The organism is Bacteroides sp. D2 (assembly GCF_025147085.1).
GTDB lineage: Bacteria > Bacteroidota > Bacteroidia > Bacteroidales > Bacteroidaceae > Bacteroides.
This window is the reverse complement of record NZ_CP102261.1, coordinates 4702747-4722427: the sequence shown is the minus strand read 5'-3', so window position 1 is coordinate 4722427 and position 19681 is coordinate 4702747. Positions and strand designations below refer to the sequence as shown.

At 38.9% G+C, this 19681-nt stretch carries 15 protein-coding genes and 1 pseudogene; 5 read left to right on the top strand and 11 right to left on the bottom strand.

Going from position 1 to position 19681, the window contains the following annotated elements:
• The first annotated feature begins 5 nt into the window (after positions 1 to 5).
• Positions 6 to 2885 carry a PD-(D/E)XK nuclease family protein gene (locus tag NQ505_RS17290; protein WP_008999493.1) on the top strand — a complete coding sequence of 960 codons (2880 nt, stop codon included), beginning with the start codon at positions 6 to 8 and terminating at the stop codon, positions 2883 to 2885.
• 94 nt (positions 2886 to 2979) lie between these two features.
• Here the strand turns inward: NQ505_RS17290 and NQ505_RS17285 are convergent, their stop codons facing one another.
• Both NQ505_RS17285 and NQ505_RS17280 read right to left on the bottom strand, forming a co-directional pair.
• The gene (locus NQ505_RS17285) at positions 2980 to 4113 is read right to left on the bottom strand and encodes a hybrid sensor histidine kinase/response regulator (RefSeq protein WP_008647350.1); all 1134 of its coding nucleotides are present in this window, start codon (positions 4111 to 4113) and stop codon (positions 2980 to 2982) included.
• Between the two features lie 19 nt (positions 4114 to 4132).
• Positions 4133 to 5062: a UDP-glucuronic acid decarboxylase family protein gene (locus NQ505_RS17280; RefSeq protein ID WP_008999492.1), complete on the bottom strand. Its 930-nt coding sequence runs from the start codon at positions 5060 to 5062 to the stop codon at positions 4133 to 4135.
• 200 nt (positions 5063 to 5262) lie between these two features.
• On the opposite strand from NQ505_RS17280, the gene NQ505_RS17275 reads away from it, so the two are divergent.
• A complete protein-coding gene (locus NQ505_RS17275) occupies positions 5263 to 6222 on the top strand; it encodes a hypothetical protein (protein ID WP_008999491.1) in 960 nt (319 codons plus the stop codon).
• 237 nt (positions 6223 to 6459) lie between these two features.
• Positions 6460 to 7419: a hypothetical protein gene (locus NQ505_RS17270; RefSeq protein WP_259828387.1), complete on the top strand. Its 960-nt coding sequence runs from the start codon at positions 6460 to 6462 to the stop codon at positions 7417 to 7419.
• 96 nt (positions 7420 to 7515) lie between these two features.
• Here NQ505_RS17270 and NQ505_RS17265 read toward each other — a convergent pair whose 3' ends face one another.
• The 9 genes from NQ505_RS17265 to NQ505_RS17225 all read right to left on the bottom strand — a co-directional run bounded on the left by NQ505_RS17265 (position 7516) and on the right by NQ505_RS17225 (position 17404).
• Positions 7516 to 8472 (bottom strand): FimB/Mfa2 family fimbrial subunit, encoded by a 957-nt coding sequence (locus NQ505_RS17265; protein ID WP_008999489.1) that lies wholly within the window; start codon positions 8470 to 8472, stop codon positions 7516 to 7518.
• 132 nt (positions 8473 to 8604) lie between these two features.
• On the bottom strand, positions 8605 to 10251 hold the full coding sequence (locus tag NQ505_RS17260) for an Mfa1 family fimbria major subunit (protein ID WP_008999488.1): 1647 nt from the start codon (positions 10249 to 10251) through the stop codon (positions 8605 to 8607).
• A 37-nt stretch (positions 10252 to 10288) separates the two neighbouring features.
• Entirely contained in the window at positions 10289 to 11806 is a 1518-nt protein-coding gene (locus tag NQ505_RS17255; RefSeq protein WP_032853637.1) for a DUF3868 domain-containing protein, read from the bottom strand.
• 4 nt (positions 11807 to 11810) lie between these two features.
• Positions 11811 to 12383 (bottom strand): DUF3575 domain-containing protein, encoded by a 573-nt coding sequence (locus tag NQ505_RS17250; RefSeq protein ID WP_008999486.1) that lies wholly within the window; start codon positions 12381 to 12383, stop codon positions 11811 to 11813.
• Between the two features lie 18 nt (positions 12384 to 12401).
• On the bottom strand, positions 12402 to 14216 hold the full coding sequence (locus NQ505_RS17245) for a DUF4906 domain-containing protein (protein WP_008999485.1): 1815 nt from the start codon (positions 14214 to 14216) through the stop codon (positions 12402 to 12404).
• Positions 14217 to 14629: 413 nt separating this feature from the next.
• Entirely contained in the window at positions 14630 to 15172 is a 543-nt protein-coding gene (locus NQ505_RS17240; protein WP_008999484.1) for an IbrB-like domain-containing protein, read from the bottom strand.
• Positions 15169 to 16473, bottom strand: coding sequence for a DUF3440 domain-containing protein (locus tag NQ505_RS17235; RefSeq protein WP_008999483.1), 1305 nt, complete (start codon positions 16471 to 16473; stop codon positions 15169 to 15171). The genes NQ505_RS17240 and NQ505_RS17235 overlap by 4 nt, the downstream gene beginning before the upstream one ends.
• A 3-nt stretch (positions 16474 to 16476) precedes the next feature.
• Entirely contained in the window at positions 16477 to 16884 is a 408-nt protein-coding gene (locus NQ505_RS17230; protein ID WP_008999482.1) for a hypothetical protein, read from the bottom strand.
• Positions 16885 to 16996: 112 nt separating this feature from the next.
• Entirely contained in the window at positions 16997 to 17404 is a 408-nt protein-coding gene (locus NQ505_RS17225; protein WP_032853577.1) for a hypothetical protein, read from the bottom strand.
• 320 nt (positions 17405 to 17724) lie between these two features.
• Here NQ505_RS17225 and NQ505_RS26245 point away from each other — a divergent pair.
• Together NQ505_RS26245 and NQ505_RS17215 are read left to right on the top strand one after the other, a co-directional pair.
• Positions 17725 to 18041 (top strand): annotated as a pseudogene (locus tag NQ505_RS26245) (DnaB-like helicase C-terminal domain-containing protein); the annotation flags it as partial.
• Between the two features lie 471 nt (positions 18042 to 18512).
• Complete coding sequence (locus NQ505_RS17215) at positions 18513 to 19517, top strand: beta-ketoacyl-ACP synthase III (protein WP_259825628.1); 1005 nt, start codon at positions 18513 to 18515, stop codon at positions 19515 to 19517.
• The last annotated feature ends 164 nt before the right edge of the window (positions 19518 to 19681 follow it).

The window sequence follows — 19681 nt, the reverse complement described above, 5'->3', positions numbered from 1 at the left end:
TCAATATGCAATCATTTCTCCAACTAGTCGCTCATGATTTATATACCAAGATAGGAAATGACCTGTCACGTACAGCACTCATTTTCCCTAATAAACGTGCTAACTTGTTCTTCAATGAATATTTAGCAGGAGAATCCGATCAACCGATCTGGTCACCGGCTGCCATGAGTATCAGCGACCTGTTTCAGAAACTATCCGTACAGAAAAGCGGCGATCCTATTCGATTGGTCTGCGAACTTTATAAAGTATTCAAAGAGGAAACACAGAGCCAGGAAACATTGGATGATTTCTACTTCTGGGGAGAGTTGTTGATTAGTGATTTTGATGATGTAGATAAGAATATGGTCGATGCCGATAAATTATTCAGTAATCTACAAGATTTGAAAAATCTGATGGACGACTATGAATTCCTCGACAAAGAGCAGGAAGAAGCCATACAACAGTTTTTTCAGAATTTCTCCATTGAAAAACGGACCGAACTAAAAGAAAAATTTATTTCCCTTTGGGATAAGCTAGGTACTATCTACCATCGTTATCGGACGAACCTGACAGAGTTAGGCATTGCTTACGAAGGCATGCTCTACCGGAACGTAATCGAACAGCTCGATACCGACCAACTCAAATACGACAAATACATATTTGTCGGGTTCAATGTATTGAACAAGGTAGAAAATGATTTTTTCAGCAAACTGAAAGATGCAGGCAAGGCACTCTTCTATTGGGACTATGATATTTTCTACACCCAACAAATCAAAAAACACGAGGCCGGAGAATTCCTGAAACGTAATCTCGAGGAATTTCCGAACGAACTCCCGGAAAACTTTTTCAACTCCTTCAAAGAACCGAAGAAAATACGTTATATTTCCGCTTCTACCGAGAATGCCCAGGCACGTTTCCTTCCCGAATGGATTAAGGCGATGACAGACGATCATTCACAAATTGCCGAAGAAAAGGAAAAAGAAAATGCTGTAGTACTTTGCAATGAAGCTCTGCTACTCCCCGTGCTTCACTCCATTCCGCAGGAAGTGAAAAATGTCAATATCACCATGGGATTCCCATTGGCACAAACTCCTGTTTATAGCTTTATCAATGCCGCAATGGAACTACAAACCAATGGTTACCGCTCCGACACCGGCCGATTCACTTATGAGGCAGTATCCGCCATATTGAAACATCCCTATACCCAGCAATTATCATCCCATGCCGGTCCCCTGGAACGTGAACTGACCCAAACAAATCGTTTTTATCCACTCCCGTCGGAACTTAAACAGGATGATTTCCTAACTACCCTCTTCACTCCCCGTAATGGTATAAAAGAACTATGCGATTATCTGATCGAATTAATCAAATACATTTCAACCATTTATCGGAAAGAAGGAGAATACAACGATATTTTCAATCAACTATATAGAGAATCGCTCTTTCAAAGCCATACCAAAATCAACCGTCTCTACAGTTTGATTGAAAGCGGAGAGTTAAATATACGCACCGATACTCTGAAACGACTGATTACCAAAGTACTGACATCTTCTAACATTCCTTTCCACGGAGAACCTGCTATTGGAATGCAAGTCATGGGAGTATTGGAAACACGTAATCTGGACTTCCGGAATCTCATTATATTGTCTCTCAACGAAGGACAACTTCCAAAATCCGGAGGAGATTCCTCTTTTATTCCCTATAATCTCCGGAAAGCATTCGGCATGACCACTATCGAACACAAAAATGCAGTGTATGCCTATTACTTTTATCGACTGATACAACGGGCAGAGAATATCACGCTACTCTACAATACTTCTTCGGACGGTCTCAACCGTGGAGAAGAATCCCGTTTCATGCTGCAGTTACTTGTAGAAGGTCCGCATGATATCACTCGCGAGTATCTGGAAGCCGGACAATCTCCGCAAAGTACCCAAGAGATACGAGTAGAAAAAACACCTGAAGTATTAAGACGACTCTATCGTGCTTACGATAGCACTCATCCAAATTCAGTGATTCTCTCTCCTTCTGCCCTTAATGCTTATCTGGATTGCCGGTTGAGATTCTACTACCGCTATGTAGCGGGCTTGAAAACACCGGACGAAGTTAGTGCTGAAATTGATTCCGCTCTATTCGGAACCATTTTCCACCTCTCCGCCCAATCGGCATACACTGACCTGACTGCAGCCGGAAAAACGATACAGAAAGAAGATCTTGAACGCTTATTACGCAATGATGTGAAACTACAAAGCTACGTTGACCAAGCCTTCAAAGAAGAATTATTCAAGGTTTCTCCCGAAGAAAAACCGGAATATAACGGCATACAACTTATTAACTCCAAAGTAATTGTTTCCTATCTGAAACAATTGCTGCGCAACGACCTTCAATATACTCCTTTCGAAATGGTCGCTATGGAAAAGAAAGTTTCAGAAGAGATAACTATACAAACAGGACAAGGACCGTTCACTCTCCGTCTGGGTGGCACAATCGACCGTATGGATGCTAAAGAAAGTACCCTGCGGATTGTTGACTACAAGACAGGAGGAAGTCCTAAAATACCTGCTAATATCGAACAACTGTTCACCCCATCGGAAACACGCCCGAACTATATCTTCCAGACTTTTCTGTATGCCGCTATCATGAGCCGACAACAATCGTTAATGGTAGCTCCTGCCCTGCTCTACATCCACCGGGCAGCATCAGAAAACTATTCGCCTGTTATCGAAATGGGAGAACCCCGTAAACCGAAAATACCGGTAAACAACTTCGCTTTCTTTGAAGATGAATTCCGTGAACGCCTACAAGCATTATTAGAAGAAATATTCAGCGAAGAAGAGCCTTTTACGCAGACAGAAGATACTAAAAAATGTTCGTATTGCGATTTTAAGGCTATCTGCAAACGATAGACCGAAAATAGAATATACCATTAAATAAGGGCACGATTTACATATTCATGCAAACCGTGCCCTTATTATTTCTAGTCGTATTATCTAAGTTATCTTATTTCTCCAACAATGGGATTGAGAAACTAAATGTAGACCCGTCTCCCTTCTTGGAAGTAAACCAAAGTTTACCGCCATTCTTAACAACAAAGTCCTGACACAATAACAATCCGAGTCCCGAACCTTCTTCATTGTTTGTACCAAATGTACTGAAATGAGTATCGGTATGCAGCAACTTCTTCTGATTTTCATCATCAATACCGCAACCGCTATCTTTCACACTTACGATTGCCATACCGTCTTCTTCTGCCAGTGACACCACTACCTCCGAACCTTCATTGCTAAACTTAATCGCATTACTGATTAAATTACGGATCACCGTCTTAATCATATCAATATCAGCACGGACAGCCATATTTTCCACAGGTACATCCTGTACAATCTTAATATTCTTCAGACTGGCTACCATCGTAAAGATTTCACTTACGCCCTCTACCACTTCTACCATATCAATATCCTGATAAACCACTTTTAGTTTACCAATCTGGCTCTTCGTCCATTTCAGCAGATTATCAAGCAATGAGAATACATCTTCAGTTGTCTGATTGGCCATCGTTAGCAATTCATACATCTCCTCACCAATCGTTTCGCTTGGCAGATTTAGAATCAGCATATTCAATACCATCTTGATGGATCCCATAGGCGAACGCAAGTCATGTGCAATCACAGAGTAGAGCTTGTCACGTCCCATAATAGTCTTACGCAACTCTTCCGTTTGTGCAACAATGATTCTTTTCGCTGCAACTAACGAAATCTGGTGTGTCACACGAATAATCAGCTCTTCTTTGTTGAATGGCTTTGAGATAAAATCGTTACCACCCACCTGAAATCCTTTGACGATATCTGCCGTACTGTTAAGAGCAGTCAGGAAGATAATGGGAATTTCAGCCATTTCGGGATCCGCTTTCATTTGTTGAGCCACCTCAAATCCACTGATATCCGGCATCATCACATCCAACAATACTAGATCCGGATTTTCCTTCTTCACTTGTTCCAACGCCTGTGTTCCATTACCGGCAGTCACAATCTTGAATTTCTCGTTGGTCAAAAGTACCTTTAATAAAAGGACGTTTGATATTACATCGTCCACAATAAGGACTTTATATTCGGAAGGATTAATTTCCATATTCATAATTTTCTTTTTTTATGCTTCAGACATTTTTAAAATATTCAATCATACGCTTCAGCCCTTCTTCCAGTTCAACGGTAGGCTGCCAACCCAGTTTCTCTTTAGCCAATGTAATATCCGGTTGTCGCTGTTTCGGATCATCATCCGGCAAAGACTTAAATACAATTTTCGAAGATGAGCCGGTCAGACTAATAATCCTTTCCGCCAGTTCCAACACTGGGAACTCATTCGGATTCCCCAAATTCACAGGTCCTGTAAATCCGTCCTCCGTATTCATCATTCTTATCATTCCCTCAATCAAATCATCAATATATTGGAAACTACGTGTTTGTTTTCCATCACCATATATAGTTATATCCTCATTATTCAACGCTTGAAGAATAAAATTAGAAACAACCCGGCCGTCGTTCGGCAACATTCGCGGACCATACGTATTAAAAATACGGATAATCTTCACACGCACACTGTTCTGACGGTGATAATCCATAAATAACGTTTCTGCGCAACGCTTCCCCTCATCATAACAAGACCGGTAACCTACCGGATTCACATTTCCCCAGTAGCTTTCCGGTTGCGGATGAACGATCGGGTCTCCATATACCTCGCTCGTAGAAGCTTGCAAAATCTTGGCATCCAGCCTCATTGCTAATCCCAACATATTTATAGCCCCCATCACAGATGTTTTAGCTGTTTGAATCGGGTCATGTTGATAATGGATAGGAGATGCGGGACATGCCAAATTATATATTTCATCTACTTCTGCCGAATAAGGATAAGTGACATCATGCCTCACCACCTCAAAATGATGATTATCCATCAAATGAATGATATTATCTTTCGAACCCGTAAAAAAATTATCCAGGCATATCACGTCGTGACCTTCGTTTATAAGCCGAGTACAGAGATGAGAGCCTATAAAACCGGCTCCGCCACTTACCAATATTCTTTTCATTCTAAGTTTTTCTATTGTTTACTAAAGAGACGCTGTCCCTTCGTTTTGTTTATGGACACAAATGTAACCGATTTGCTTAAAATAAACAATTTTCGGAGATGATATTTTAAAAAAAAGAAGATTTAAATAGTTTCAAATTCCGAAACAACTTGCCACAGTGAAATGTTTATAATACAAAAGTACATTTTATTTAGACTATTATGACGATAAATGACCCTAATACAAACCTGATAGAGGCGATGAAAGAAAAGCTTCCGGCAAAAGGTAAACTGGCAGATATGTTAATGGACACACTATACATAGGTAAAGAAGCCGTATATAGAAGATTGCGTGGTGAGGTACCTTTCACGCTACAGGAAGCAGCTCTTGTTTCAAGGAAACTTGGCATATCGCTGGATAAGATTATAGGAACCAGCTTCAAATCGAATGCAATGTTCGACATAAATATCGTAGATTATGATGATCCGTTTGAAAGTTACTATAATACCTTATATAAATATGTATCATTGATTAATACAATGCAGGATGATCCGGAGTCTACCATGGGGACTTCTTCTAATATTATTCCCCAGACTCTCTATCTGAAACATGATCTTTTGGCTAAATTCCGTTTTTTCAAATGGATGTACCAAAACAAATATATTCAGTGTAACAATTTCGATGAATTGGAGATTCCTGCGAAATTGCTCAATATCCAGAAAGATTATGTAGATATGACCCGTCATATTCATTCTATAGATTATATCTGGGATAGCATGATTTTTCAGCATCTCATCAATGACATCCAATACTTCTCTGACGTTCATCTCATTTCGGATGAAGCGAAAATGCAGATTAAAGAGGAATTGTTTCTGCTTACAGACGAACTGGAAGAACTTGCTACACGAGGAAAAACCAAAGATGGCAATACGGTCCGTATCTATGTGTCTCACATCAATTTTGAGGCGACATACAGTTATGTGGAAACCAATTCGCTACAGCTTAGCCTGATACGTGTTTATTCCATCAATTCTTTGACTACCCTGGATCATGAGATATTCCATAGTTTAAAAGAATGGATTCAGTCATTAAAGAAATTCTCCACTCTGATATCCGAAAGTGGTGAAATGCAACGTATTCATTTTTTTAAGCAACAACGGGAAATCATTGATACTCTTTAATTTCCATTTTTTCGTAAAACAGAAGCAAGTAAATTATAGAATTACAATAAATGAAAGTAGATAACCACATTATCTACTTTTTTTCATTATATGCCCCCACTCTTTTTTTTTCTTTCCAATCAGAAAATGAGCACACAACTCATAGCCGTTTTTCCACACTAATCTTTCACTTACAAGCTTTAATTTTGCATAAAATGTATCACAGTGATTATTAATATTAAATGCGAGGAACAGACAATGAAAAATGGTATTCTAAATGAATTAATAACAGTTATGAAAGAGAGGGTTCCCAAAGGGCAAAATCTTGCCAGTAATTTGGCGGATATCCTATGTATGGGCAAAGAAGCTGTATACCGCAGACTTCGGGGTGAGGTATCTTTTTCGATAGAAGAAGTAGCCATCATATCTCACAAATTGGGAATTTCTATCGATCAGGTAGTCGGCGATCACCATTCTAACAAGGTGACTTTCGACCTCAACCTGCATCATTCTTCTAATGCGATAGATAGCTATTACGAAATACTTAATCGTTATCTACAGATATTTGATTTTGTAAAAGAAGATAATAGCACGGAAATATATACGGCTTCCAATCTTTTACCTTTTACGCTTTATTCTTCTTTCGAGAATCTGTCTAAGTTTCGTCTTAGCCGATGGATTTATCAGCATGGACAAATCAAGACTCCACACTCTTTGGAGGATATGCGCGTAGAGAAGAAAATCGTGCAGGCGCATAAGAAGTTGAGTGAAAGTGTGAAGCAATGTCCCAAAACCTTTTTTATCTGGGACACCAGTATTTTCTATTCTTTCGTCAATGAGATTAAGTACTTTGCCAGTTTGCACATGATTACACCGAATGATGTAGAGAACCTAAAAGAAGAACTATATCAACTACTGACGTATATAGAAACGTTATCAAGTAAAGGAGAATTTAGCGAAGGACGGAAAGTGTATTTCTATTTATCCAATATAAACTTTGAAGCGACTTACAGCTACATCGAAAAACTGAACTACCAGATTAGTCTATTGCGGATATATTCAATCAATTCGATGGATTCACAAAGCCCGCATATCTGTCAGATGCAACGTGACTGGATTCTATCTTTGAAACGTCACTCCACTCTGATCTCGGAAAGCGGAGAAGCACAGCGTATCATATTCCTACAAAATCAAAAAAGTATAATTGATACCTTGTAAAAAAGAACCGGCTAAGTTAATTAACTTAGCCGGTTCTTTTTTTGTCCCTTATTATACTAATGTATTCTTTCTGGGATTTCTCCCTATTTGTTGATATTACAGTTCTCCTTCTGTCTGCGAATAAACAGTCCATCCGTTAATCACGATTCTCATGGCAAGCCATGAATCAGAGATGAAGAAAACGATATGGTAGTTACTTTGGCGATCAAAATATTCCTGCATTCCGATTTTCTTATCCTCCATATTAGTCATAGCAAGATAATCAATCAGATTGATATCGAATACCTTTTTTGCAGAAGATTTCTCCGTCACCACTAACCGGGTTTTTCGATCCTTCATCAACCGCATCGTATTAAGGTCTACTGAAGCAGCAGAAGAATTCACTTGATCTCTGCGATAAGGTTGGAAACTAAGCATATCATCCTCCAACAAAGAGTTATCATGCCCCAGATACCCATTGGATTCCCGAATCTCATAATCATAATCATCCACGTTGAGTTCCCAATCATTGGTATAACCCTGGAATATAAAACGTACCCGTTTTGTATCCCTTATCAGGTTAATCGTCTCTGTCTGATGAGTTTTCCCTGTAAAGTTTACATCGATAATCTCACCATACCAAAGCGTTTCCAACTCTTTATTGATGATAAAAGACTCTTCACGTTTCAACTGCAATCGTAGATCAGTAATCGTAGAGACACCGGGAGTTAACGAAGTAATATCGTATGAATCACGTGCACCTGCCCATGCCATAAACTGATACTCGCCTATAGGCAATGCTACCTCCATCAGATAATTTCCCGTCGATAATGAGCTTCCTTCTTCTGCCTGTTTAAATAAAAACTTTCCGTCTTTATTAAACACATAAAGCTCTACTTTATCAACCTGTGTATGGAAAGCATCTGCAAATTCCATATTATAGTCATATTTGAACTTTACAAACAAACGGCATTCCGGCAAGTCTTCATTAAAGTTATCACAAGAAGTCATTATCCAGGAGCTAATGATGAGAATCCCGAAGGTGACATGACGTACAAGGCTTTTTAGGTTCATATTTCTATTCTTCTAATTCTATCAAACTATAAAGTTTTCTATTGTTTGTTTTCTATTTTCTATTGTTTGTTTTGGAGGTAAAGAGAGCGTCCCCTCTTTACCTCTAATTATATTAAAACAATGAATTTCAAATTATAGTGGTTCAACTTGACTGTACCAAGTCCATGGATTAACCTCAATCTTGATAGATAAGTAACGGTCTTCTTCTTCATCCGGTGTATTAGGATCCGGATCGGGGATGATTGGATAACCCGGATTATTGATTTTATTTACAGTAATATCATAAACAGAGTTACGAACTACACCAAATTCACCTAACTTATTCATGATGGTAGGACTATCATCATGCTTAATCATGATTTTATAGTAACAAATACCTTCTGAATAGTATTCAACACCTTTCAGATTCTTACCTCCTTTACTTGCCGTTGAAACCTGGGCAGCAAGATTACTAAATTCCAACTTAAGTTCTGCTGCCATCTCTTCTGCAGTTTTAGCACCATCCTTATCAGTAGGAATCGTAACTTCGGTCTTAAGAAGTTCCTTTATATACCCATTATAAGCATCTGTTATATCCGTAGCATATTCAGACGGTTTATCATGTTTATATTTACTAGCCAATTCCTTTTCAATATAAGTCAATATTGAAGCTTGAGTATAGAATATACCATTCATATTAAACCAATCTGTTCCATTAGCTAAAGTCACTTTTGAACCATCTTCATTAGTAATGGTAGTGGGAGCATAACCGACTTTCAACAATACTTGCGTTGTATAAGCATGCATATTGAAGTTTACAACATCAGTTTGATTCTGGGTATTTTCAAGACAATATTTAACAGACGTATTTACTTCATTCCAATCTATATCTTCTTTTTTAGTAGCAGATGACACATAAAAATAGTTTCCAGCATACACCGTTTGATCATCATCATCCCATGCGCCAATATCATTGACTACTCCAAAATTCGGATCTACTCTGTATGAACCAAGACTATACTGATCATAAGGAGTCCACGTATTCATGGCTGTTTTCATTCTCTTTGATGCAGGATAGAATTTCTTGTTTGTTATATTCAAATACCACTCTGTCTCATCCGAGTCTATAGTTGCAGTTTCACTAAGTTTTTCACCACCATCAGGTTTCACATATACCCGCACTTTAGCTGATATACGATCAATTCTAATAGTCAGAGGAGAGCTTGTCGCTGCTGTTGGCGTATTGTATAAAGTCAAGACTTTTGGTTTCCCATCAGTATCTGAAGGTTCCAGATCGCCTTTGGCATTTGTCATCACAAACCCGCCCGATTTTGCCACCCCAGTAGTCACTCCAGCTTCTGCCGTAAGCGTTATTACCTTATTTACATTTTCATAAGTGTCACCTTCTTGAATAGTCCGACCCAAATTCTGTGGATTAGCAATAACCAACACAGCTACAGAAGTAGAAGGTACTTTAAAAGCATTTGTTCTGTTCGGCAGGTTATTAATATCCTCTGTTCCAAAATCTACAATTTTCGTTACAACACTTGCATCAGTATGCCCATCAAAGAAAACTGCGTAAACCTTAGTAATCGTACTTTCATCAGGTGTACCATTTTCTTGATTGGGGGTGTTCAGTGCACGTGTTTTAGTTGATTGTACAGTTAAAGCCACCCATGCATCTCCATCAGAGTTCGTTACATCAGTCCCGTTCTCCCCACCAGGAACGATGTCCTCATTACTACATGCTGCAAATGCAATAGCAGCAAGTGCCAGCATAAAAAAGTTTTTTTTCTTCATTGTTTTTTACAATTTAATAAAAGCGTTTGTAATTAATTTATTTATCCCTATTTTTCTTTTCAATTTCAGCTGCATTTGTTCTCTTTCTAGCCAATTCTTCCAAATTATGTCCGGCAGCTTCCAAACCCGATTCGGAGGCTATTTTTAAATACTTTTCTCCTTTCTCATATTCTCCTTTTAATAGCATTAGTACCCCTATGGCATTATTATATTCTGATAAATTAGTATTTGAGTGTACCATATCTAAATAGCGTTCTGCCGATAACAGGTCATTGCGCGATAAAGCGGCAGCAGCGGCATTTATATTAGCAATCTCATCCTTCGGATACATCCGGACAGCCGTCTCGAATATATCAATGAAATCTTGCGAACCAACCGGATAGGTATTAGCCACCAGAAACATCTCATTCAGACTTAAATTCTGCGGACGGCTTTTAATAACCTCTTTCGCTTCATCTATATTAAAATTCTTAACCTCATAATTCACTTTGCAGATAGCAACACGAAGACTCGGGAAAATATATTTCAGCATATACCGGTAGGGCACTCCCCCACGAAGTTGCATCAACTTAGTCTCTCTTCCTTTCTCAATAGGTATATTCCTTATAATATCCAGCACTTCATCTTTATATTCCATTTCCATTGTATTCAGTGCTTCTTCCAAACCTTCCCAGTTCTCACCGCCAAAGATGATATAATATTGGTTTCTAGCGAAATCATATCTGGATGCCAAATACTCCCGGAGTGCCATAGCACGTCCTTCGGACAGGCGTTTGTTAGTAACCAATGTTCCTTCCGGAGAAGCATAACCTATAATGTCCAAGCGGTTAACCTTTACACTAGGATCAGACTTCAACTCATCAATCATCTTGCGAATTTTAGCCAACTCTTGAGGGTTGTTCATATATTCAGGACGGATGTTCACCTTATTCACTTCGAAATCAAGGAAACACTCTGCCTGTATATCACGGCGTTTGATCTCTTCAGCCTTTGGTTGCAAATATGCCAATTGAGGTGATACCACGTATGGCAATAATACACGTTCCAACGTAACCTTATCAAACTGCTCCACATCCATCAGCGCTGTTTCACCACAACCACACTCATCACGCTGCACATCCAGACGCGCATCTTTCATCCAAGGCTCAAAACGCACCACATACCGATAGCGAATCGTATCATTTCTCCATTTGCTTCCTTTTTCCACCACATAAGGCTTCTCATAGGTCTTCTTCTCTTTGGCACTCATTACCGCAAGTTCACGTTCATAAGCCAGATATTCATCACGACCTTTAATAGATACCTTTGGAAGATTCAACGTACGTTCCGGAGATACCAGTTGGGGAATAAGATCCACTCCGCGCGCTGATTTGACCTTCACATTATTCAAGCTAAAGTCTATATCGATATGAAGAAAGTTACCTTTTTGTTCCAGTTGAACCGGCTTCACAGCAATGTTGCCCTCATAAGAGCGGGATTGTGCCATCACATTCTTTATATTCAGGCTGCAAACCACTAACATACATACGATAAAACTTATATTTCTTTTCATCATCATTCTATTTAATTATATAAATAAGCGACACACTTGCTTTAGTAGGTCCAAAGTAATTTTTACTACTTTCCTTCTCCTTCGTACCGCAAGTGGTACAGGGATATTTATCATATACAATATGTGCATACCCCACTCCAACAGATGCTTCAATACTCCAGCGTTTTTTCAGAATCCAGGAATGTCCCACAGAAAAACCACCTCCGTATAAATGTCCCTGATAGCGATTCTTTTGCATATTTTCGCTGATGAAAGACCAATCAGGCCATCCTCCCACATTGAAATCCGCATAATGTCCGTGTATTCCAATAAACGTACGGCGGAAGCGTTCACAAAACCAATAACGAACTTCGGGTTGTATTCCCCAATGACGTAATCGTTTGCCGTCGGAAGGCTTCCATGGATTATAGTTGACCGGAATATCCAATGTCCATTTACGTGCCAATCCTAGCTCCAGCCCTAAGTTCATGGTCGTGGTAGCGTCATACAAAAGGTTGCTTTTAAGCGCAACTTTCTGTGCCTTACTCTCGAAAAGAATACATCCGAGCATGAATAATATGAGTAAACTTACTTTCTTCATTAATAACACATTTACTGTTTACTGCCCTAATTGAGTAATATCTAATTTTATACGTTGCACAGAGTTTAAACTAACCCCACCAACAGATGCCATGGTGGTTAGATGCACAATACCGGATCTGGGAGTTGCATTTGTATTAGGTAACACTTCCACATATATTCTCCCGTCTTCTACGATAATGTGATCTTCTCCTGTATGTCCTTCCGGCATTACAGAAGAGTATAAACGAATCCACTCCTTAGGATTGTCAGTCCCCTCTTCTACCTGGCCAGTAAGACAGAAATAGTTTATTTCGCTTACTACCGGATCGGTATTATTAGTAGGCATAAACTTTAGTGTGCTTCCTCCTGCGGAAATCGCTTTTCTTTGTCTGATATGAACTTTTTTTTCCAAGTTTCCAAGTTTTAATGTTATATACGCATTTTTCTTATCATCAATTCCCTCTTCATAACCCATCAACTGGTTAGTGACTCCAACTGTTACCGGTGTTATTACCGGATTTGTTCCATTGGAAGTTACTATCGGCACCTTAAATGGCCCGCTTAACTGAAAGGCTCCTGATACTTCCAGTTTATTATCTGTTATTGTTCGAGCATCCTGAAAATCCTTTGTACAATCAGTAATCACACTAAAAGCATCATAATCCTCCATATTTTCACCACTGTAATAGGCTATAAAAACCGAGTTGCTTACACCCAAATAATAATCATTATTGGCTAGGATCTCATAAGATTCACTATCATCTACCATAATCTCAAAATCAAGATCTGTATTAGATGGCTTCGCAGTTTTTGCATCACTTACCGTATCATATCCGGGTCCTTTAGCTCTATTAATCGTAAATGTGTATGAATGATTACGCTCTATATCCATCGCCTGCAGGCTACTATTGAGCAGTGACATCTTATAATAATAGTCTTTATTGTCATAAGTACCCTGAATAATAAGATATGTATTATTCTGCACATCGGACTCGTACATATATATAGGGAATTTCTCTGTACTCTGCACGTCGGTTGCAATCGTTTCCGCTTTTACCACGGGAAGTGAGTAAGCAGCATCATACCGGTACTCTGTCAAATTGGTTGTATTATTCATTAATATCCCATCAGCATCATGCAATTTACCTTGCCGGGGCACATTCATGACAGCGGTCACTCCCTTCAAAATAAAGTTAGATGCTTTATTGACAATGACAATCTTAGCAACCACACGGGTAAGCAATAATGAACTTCCATCAGTATTGGCTATCTTCGTCGTATTGTCTATTTGATCCACTTCCAATCGATGACTCATCGGAATCGTCTCTTCATCTCCACTATACGGTACAGTAGTAAGTGGATTACTATCCAATGGTTTAGTCAGTAACTTGCTACAAGCTTCTCCATAAGTAGTCACTCCCGGAGTTAACTTGGAAAGCAAAGCTGCCTGGTTAAAATCATATCCCGTAGATGCATTTCCATAATAGAACTGATCCAACGGATTAGCAAGTATCAGTAATTGGTATTTGTTACCAGCAGGCTGCTTAGTCAATAACACATATCGCTTGCTTATCATTTCAAAAGCCTGTACAGCTTCTATAAAGGTGGCTCCCGCACCCTGTCCCTTAAAGACCAGTATCCATGGAGTTTTACCGACCTCACTTTCCAAAGCTCTGGTCGGAGGCAGAGAGTACGATTTTGCCCTGGCAAAAATCTCTATTTGCACTTTTTCTTTCAGTGCTTCCTCTTCATTCTCTTGACCTATTGTGCTTACATCATGCTCGCATCCAGCCATAAATAGAAGAAGAATCAAATAGAAAAAAATAGTTATATATCTCTTACTCTCTCTCATTACCTTTTAAACACCTCATTCTTGGCGATACCTAATTTTATCCAAATCTCATATTGCAAATTTCGGAATATTAAAGGAGATACAAAATTGTATTCATTTCTGATACAGATAATCAGATTCCAGAAGTAAGACTATTAATGCTATTTACAATCGAAGGGATTACGCATTATAAAAGAAGAATGTTGACGGGAAGTTTTTTTTGCGATATGCGCACCATTTAAAAGAAAAGAGTTTCGTTTATTGAAACCACACTAACAAGATGTGCTAATAGTTTTTTATGTCATTTAGATATAATTCAGGCACAAATTAAGCAAGATCAACGACCATTTTATACAATAAAGCAGTCTGATAACTTGTATAATTTGTGCCTAAATGACAAAATGTTCAATTCCTGTATATATATAGCTATCAGATTATAAGGTTTTGCGTTCTGTTTCCGTAGGAGCCACCTCATCAGGAATACTGAATTCGCGATTGGCAAACAGATCGGCAAGTCCTGAAATTTGTTTCAGGCGCAACAATTCATCACGATCCATACCGATATTTTTCATAATCCATTGATCGGACATACCTGCCTTGTCAAGCTCCGCAACAATGTTACACATCAATTCAATGTTATGCATTCCGCGGGCACGGTTGTGCCGGATTGTTGAACTCATACGGTTAGACAGGTCCTTGTCTATCACCACAATCGGCAATAAGCCGTTTTCACGCTTATAGATTCGTTGGGAAGTTTTCAATACTGTATAACGATGGTAGCCATCTACCAGGATATAATTGTCCGCCTCCTTATCATAATAGCATACACAAGGCATCGTAAAACCATCTTCCCAAATAGAAAGTTCCAGCAACTTCATTTCAGGTGGTGCTACGACATTCGGATTATAATCGTTCGCATATACTTTTTCTACAGGTACTGCTTTTACTTCGTAAACAGGGCTTTTATCTACACTCATGATACTATGATTCTATATTGTTCCATAACTTGACTTCTTTTACTCATCTCCTCTTTTGTTGGCGAGAATCCCATGTATTTGCAGGCATGGTCATTCTTGAGGATACAGACACACATCCGCTTATACGTGGGTATTTCCTTAAACTCCGGAATATCAATATCATCCTGATATTCCATACGCACCGGTTTCTTCAACGTTTTGTAGTTACTGTTGTCCATAACGATAATCGGCACCTTCGCATCAATCAGCTTTTGGATAGTGGCATCACTTAGACATCCGCCCTTTGTCCGCCAGAAATTCACACTTACTGAAAGTTTCCGGAGATAATTCTTCCTCGCCCGCTCCGGCAGAGTGGACAACAAAAAATACATAAACTCGCGCCATGTATATCCTTCAGGAAGTTTCACCGACTGCCATCCCATTGCATGAGTACCACCATACATACCGGTAAAGTTCACACCGTTCACCCTTCCCACCATTTTACCCCAGGTATTGGGATCAAGCACCCGGTAAAGCTGCAAACTCTCTTGGGCCTCATTAATAAAGGGACTTGCTACACGCTGACGCTCCAGATTGACTCCGGCACGATAATAAAGATCATATAAAACATTATAATCCCACTGGAATTTTCCATTGGCAGTCCATACATCCGTTGTCTTCCAGTCATAAATAGGGTAGGCATTATAAATGTCATTCCCCACTTTTGAAGTCCATCTATATTTATGATACATCTGGAATTTACGACTCATATAGATACATCTCCACCGATTGAAACTTTCCTGTGTACGAATCCCGATCAGACAACAAGTGCGCACTGCATCTTTTTTATTATGTATCCATTGCGCAAAACGCATCTGAAATTCATAATCCCACATCGTTGTATTATAAAAAGGAAAATCTTCTTTGGTCATTGCCTTTTTAGGCATGGAACGAACCCATATATTCTTTTTGCTGTCTTCCCACGGACGCCAAAAAGATTGATACATCGAGGTGCAGGTAGCCACACGGAAAGGGATGCATACCCGGTATACATCCAAAATATCCTTATTGGCCTCCAGCATCCGGTCTACATAGTCAATAGTCATTTTATACTGGATTTCATAATCCATGTGAAAAACCCCCAAGCGTATCTTCAAATTATTCTTCCGGATATAATCGATGCACATATTCAGCAATACCCCACTGTCTTTACCTCCGGAAAATGACACATATATATTATCAAATTCATTAAATATAACTTTCAGTCGTTCTTGTGCTAATTCATATACATTCTTTGTGCCTGCTATTTTCTTTTTCGCCATAAGTCATCTATACATTTTAACATACCGTGTCCACTTCTTGTCCATGGATACAAATTCAAACTTTTCAAATGTTTCTTTATCTTGTACCAGTGTGACCGAATTGAGTAACCAACTCTCGGGGCCGAATTCCGCAACAATGGCGGGCAACAGATGCGACAGGATTTCCTCCCGTACGGTGCCTTCTGCCTTCACATAATAATTATTGATTACAGCTTTCTTCCGGCTTTTCTGTTCCACGGGGACGAAGCCCACTACCTCTTTGTCTTCAATCGCAATGAACCACACATACTCTTCGCCCGTCTTGAAAGGGTAATTATTGTTTGCGCGTATCACTTCGGGATCCATCACCATCGGCGCCAAAAGCCGATATAAATGTTTGTCTTTTCCTTTTAATCGTATTATCTGCATCATATCATTCAAAAATGGACACACAAAAATAAGGAAAAAATATCAAATTCGTCATTTCTGTTCCTAAAACATTTGTTTTTCATACTATTATCTCTATATTTCGATATTTTTGAAATCACCCATACGCCATTCCTCTTTCACGTTTAAAGTAAGTCAGTATAGTGGCAAAGCTCAAATATTCCCGTCCGGGAGTATGCAACCGACTTTTAAACTGATAGCGGGCAAAGATGACTTCGCATGCCAATTTATATTTGAAATGCAATTTTAAACGGTGCTGCAAAAACTCAAACACTCGGCAGAGATATGCAAACACCTCCTCCACCCTGGCATTTGGAACCACTCGTGGCGCACGATTTGCATCCGCTATATGCTCCATCTCACTAAGCACATATTCCAGTTGCTCAATTTCCTCACCAGTGTTTTGCATTGTACACTTCATTTGTTCTATTTTCTCTCCCTGATGAATGTACTGTTCCCGCTTTCGTTGTAAACGATCTTTTATTATTTCTAATCCTTTCAAAATTATAAAATTTAGTTATATATAAATGGTTTGATATTACTGATTATTAATCGACAAAATTGCCATATAAAATTTAATTTCGAATGCAAATATAGAGAAGATTGTTTAAATAATTAGATTTTTATTTAAAAATATTCATACTTATTTTACATTTAAATTACCAGCATCAGAAAAACGTTTTTTCCATCCAATGAAACGAGTCATAATTTTGCGGCGTACTAAAATATTTTAAACAATGGATAATCAATCTTTTGACTGGCTGCTTCACGGTTGCCACGTACTGTCCGAGATGGCAGTGGCTTATTTTCCCAACTATCAGTATAACTGATATAGACGATACGCTGGCAGATGCCCATACCCTCCTCGACCGATTGGAAAATGAATGTGGTACAGCTGAACATCTCCGTTCCACATCACAACTTATAGAGGACACTATAAGTTGATAGAGGCCCGCGTGGCCAGCAACAAGAACAGTGCTCCAGGACTGACTACAGGATTTGCCGACCTTGACTGGATAACATGCGGCTGGCAACCCGGTGAGGAGATCGTTATTGCTGCCCGTCTTGCGGTAGGTAAAACAGCATTTGCACTGCATCTGGCACGTACTGCAGCTTCTGCCGGTTATCATATCGCTGTGTATATTTTCACATATACAATATTTTTCTTGATGAATGACTGACTATTACCATACATTACCGATGGCAGTATGGATTTAGAAGAACACACATTTGCAAGTCATCAAGAAAATCTTGAACCTGCAAGACAAGAAAGGAAGCGAAAATATGATTTGCATAAAATTTAAATAGTCTCTAACCAATAAGTCATCTTTATACAATGACGAGTTGTTTGACAAACTTCGTAGTTAGCAATACCGGAACAATATTCACAATTACCTATGAACCAATCATTTACAACAATACATTCGTTTAAACAAAAGTTGCTTGCTAAAAATTTAGACGAAATTTGGTCAAATATTCCTTTTTATTAATTAAAAAGGCTACAGTTTCACAAACTACTATTGGAATTCGGTCTCTTTTCCATATATTTGCGCCCGCATTTTTGATTTTCGAATGAACCTCCTTATTCAATTTACCAAAACTAGATAAAACGAATGGAAAAAATAAACGCAGTAATTACAGGAGTCGGAGGATATGTACCCGATTACATCTTGATCAATGATGAGATTTCCAAAATGGTAGATACTACCGACGAATGGATTATGGGGCGTATTGGCATTAAGGAAAGACGTATTTTGAAAGAGGAAGGACTGGGAACTTCTTACATAGCTCGTAAAGCTGTCAAACAGTTAATAAAACGTACTCAAACAAATCCGGATGATATTGATCTGATAATTGTAGCTACAACAACCCCTGACTACCGCTTTCCTTCCACGGCTTCTATTTTATGTGAAAGACTGGAATTGAAAAGAGCTTTTGCTTTTGACATGCAAGCTGTTTGCAGCGGTTTTTTATATGCACTGGAAACTGGAGCCAATTTTATCCGTTCTGGAAATTATAAGAAAGTGGTAGTTGTAGGCGCTGAAAAGATGTCGTCAATAATAAACTATACCGACCGTGCAACTTGTCCGATTTTCGGTGATGGCGGAGCAGCTGTCATGCTTGAACCTACTACTGAAGATTTTGGCATTATGGATGCTGTGTTAAGAACAGATGGTAAGGGATTGCCTTTTTTGCACATTAAAGCGGGTGGCTCTGTATGTACTCCTTCTTATTATACATTGGATAATCAAATGCATTATATCTATCAGGAAGGACGTACTGTATTCAAATATGCAGTATCCAACATGGCTGATGCCTGTGAATCTATCATTGCAAGAAACCATCTTAGCAAAGACAACATCGACTGGGTAATTCCTCATCAGGCTAATCAACGTATTATCACCGCCGTAACACAACGTTTGGAAGTTCCTGTCGAAAAGGTCATGGTCAACATCGAACGATACGGTAACACTAGCGCCGGCACTCTCCCACTCTGCCTCTGGGATTTTGAAGATAAACTCAAAAAAGGAGATAATCTAATTCTTACTGCATTTGGAGCAGGATTTGCATGGGGAGCCATCTATGTGAAATGGGGATATGATGGAAAAAAAAGATAGCGAATAATCGCTATCTTCAAAATAAAAAAATCCTCTGATTTCCAGTAAATCAGAGGATTTTTTTATTTCCTAATGCGGTGCGGACGGGACTCGAACCACCGAGCTAAGTATCTGATTCTAATTGTATTATCTTCAATATTTCAAAAAGACATTGAATTGACAAT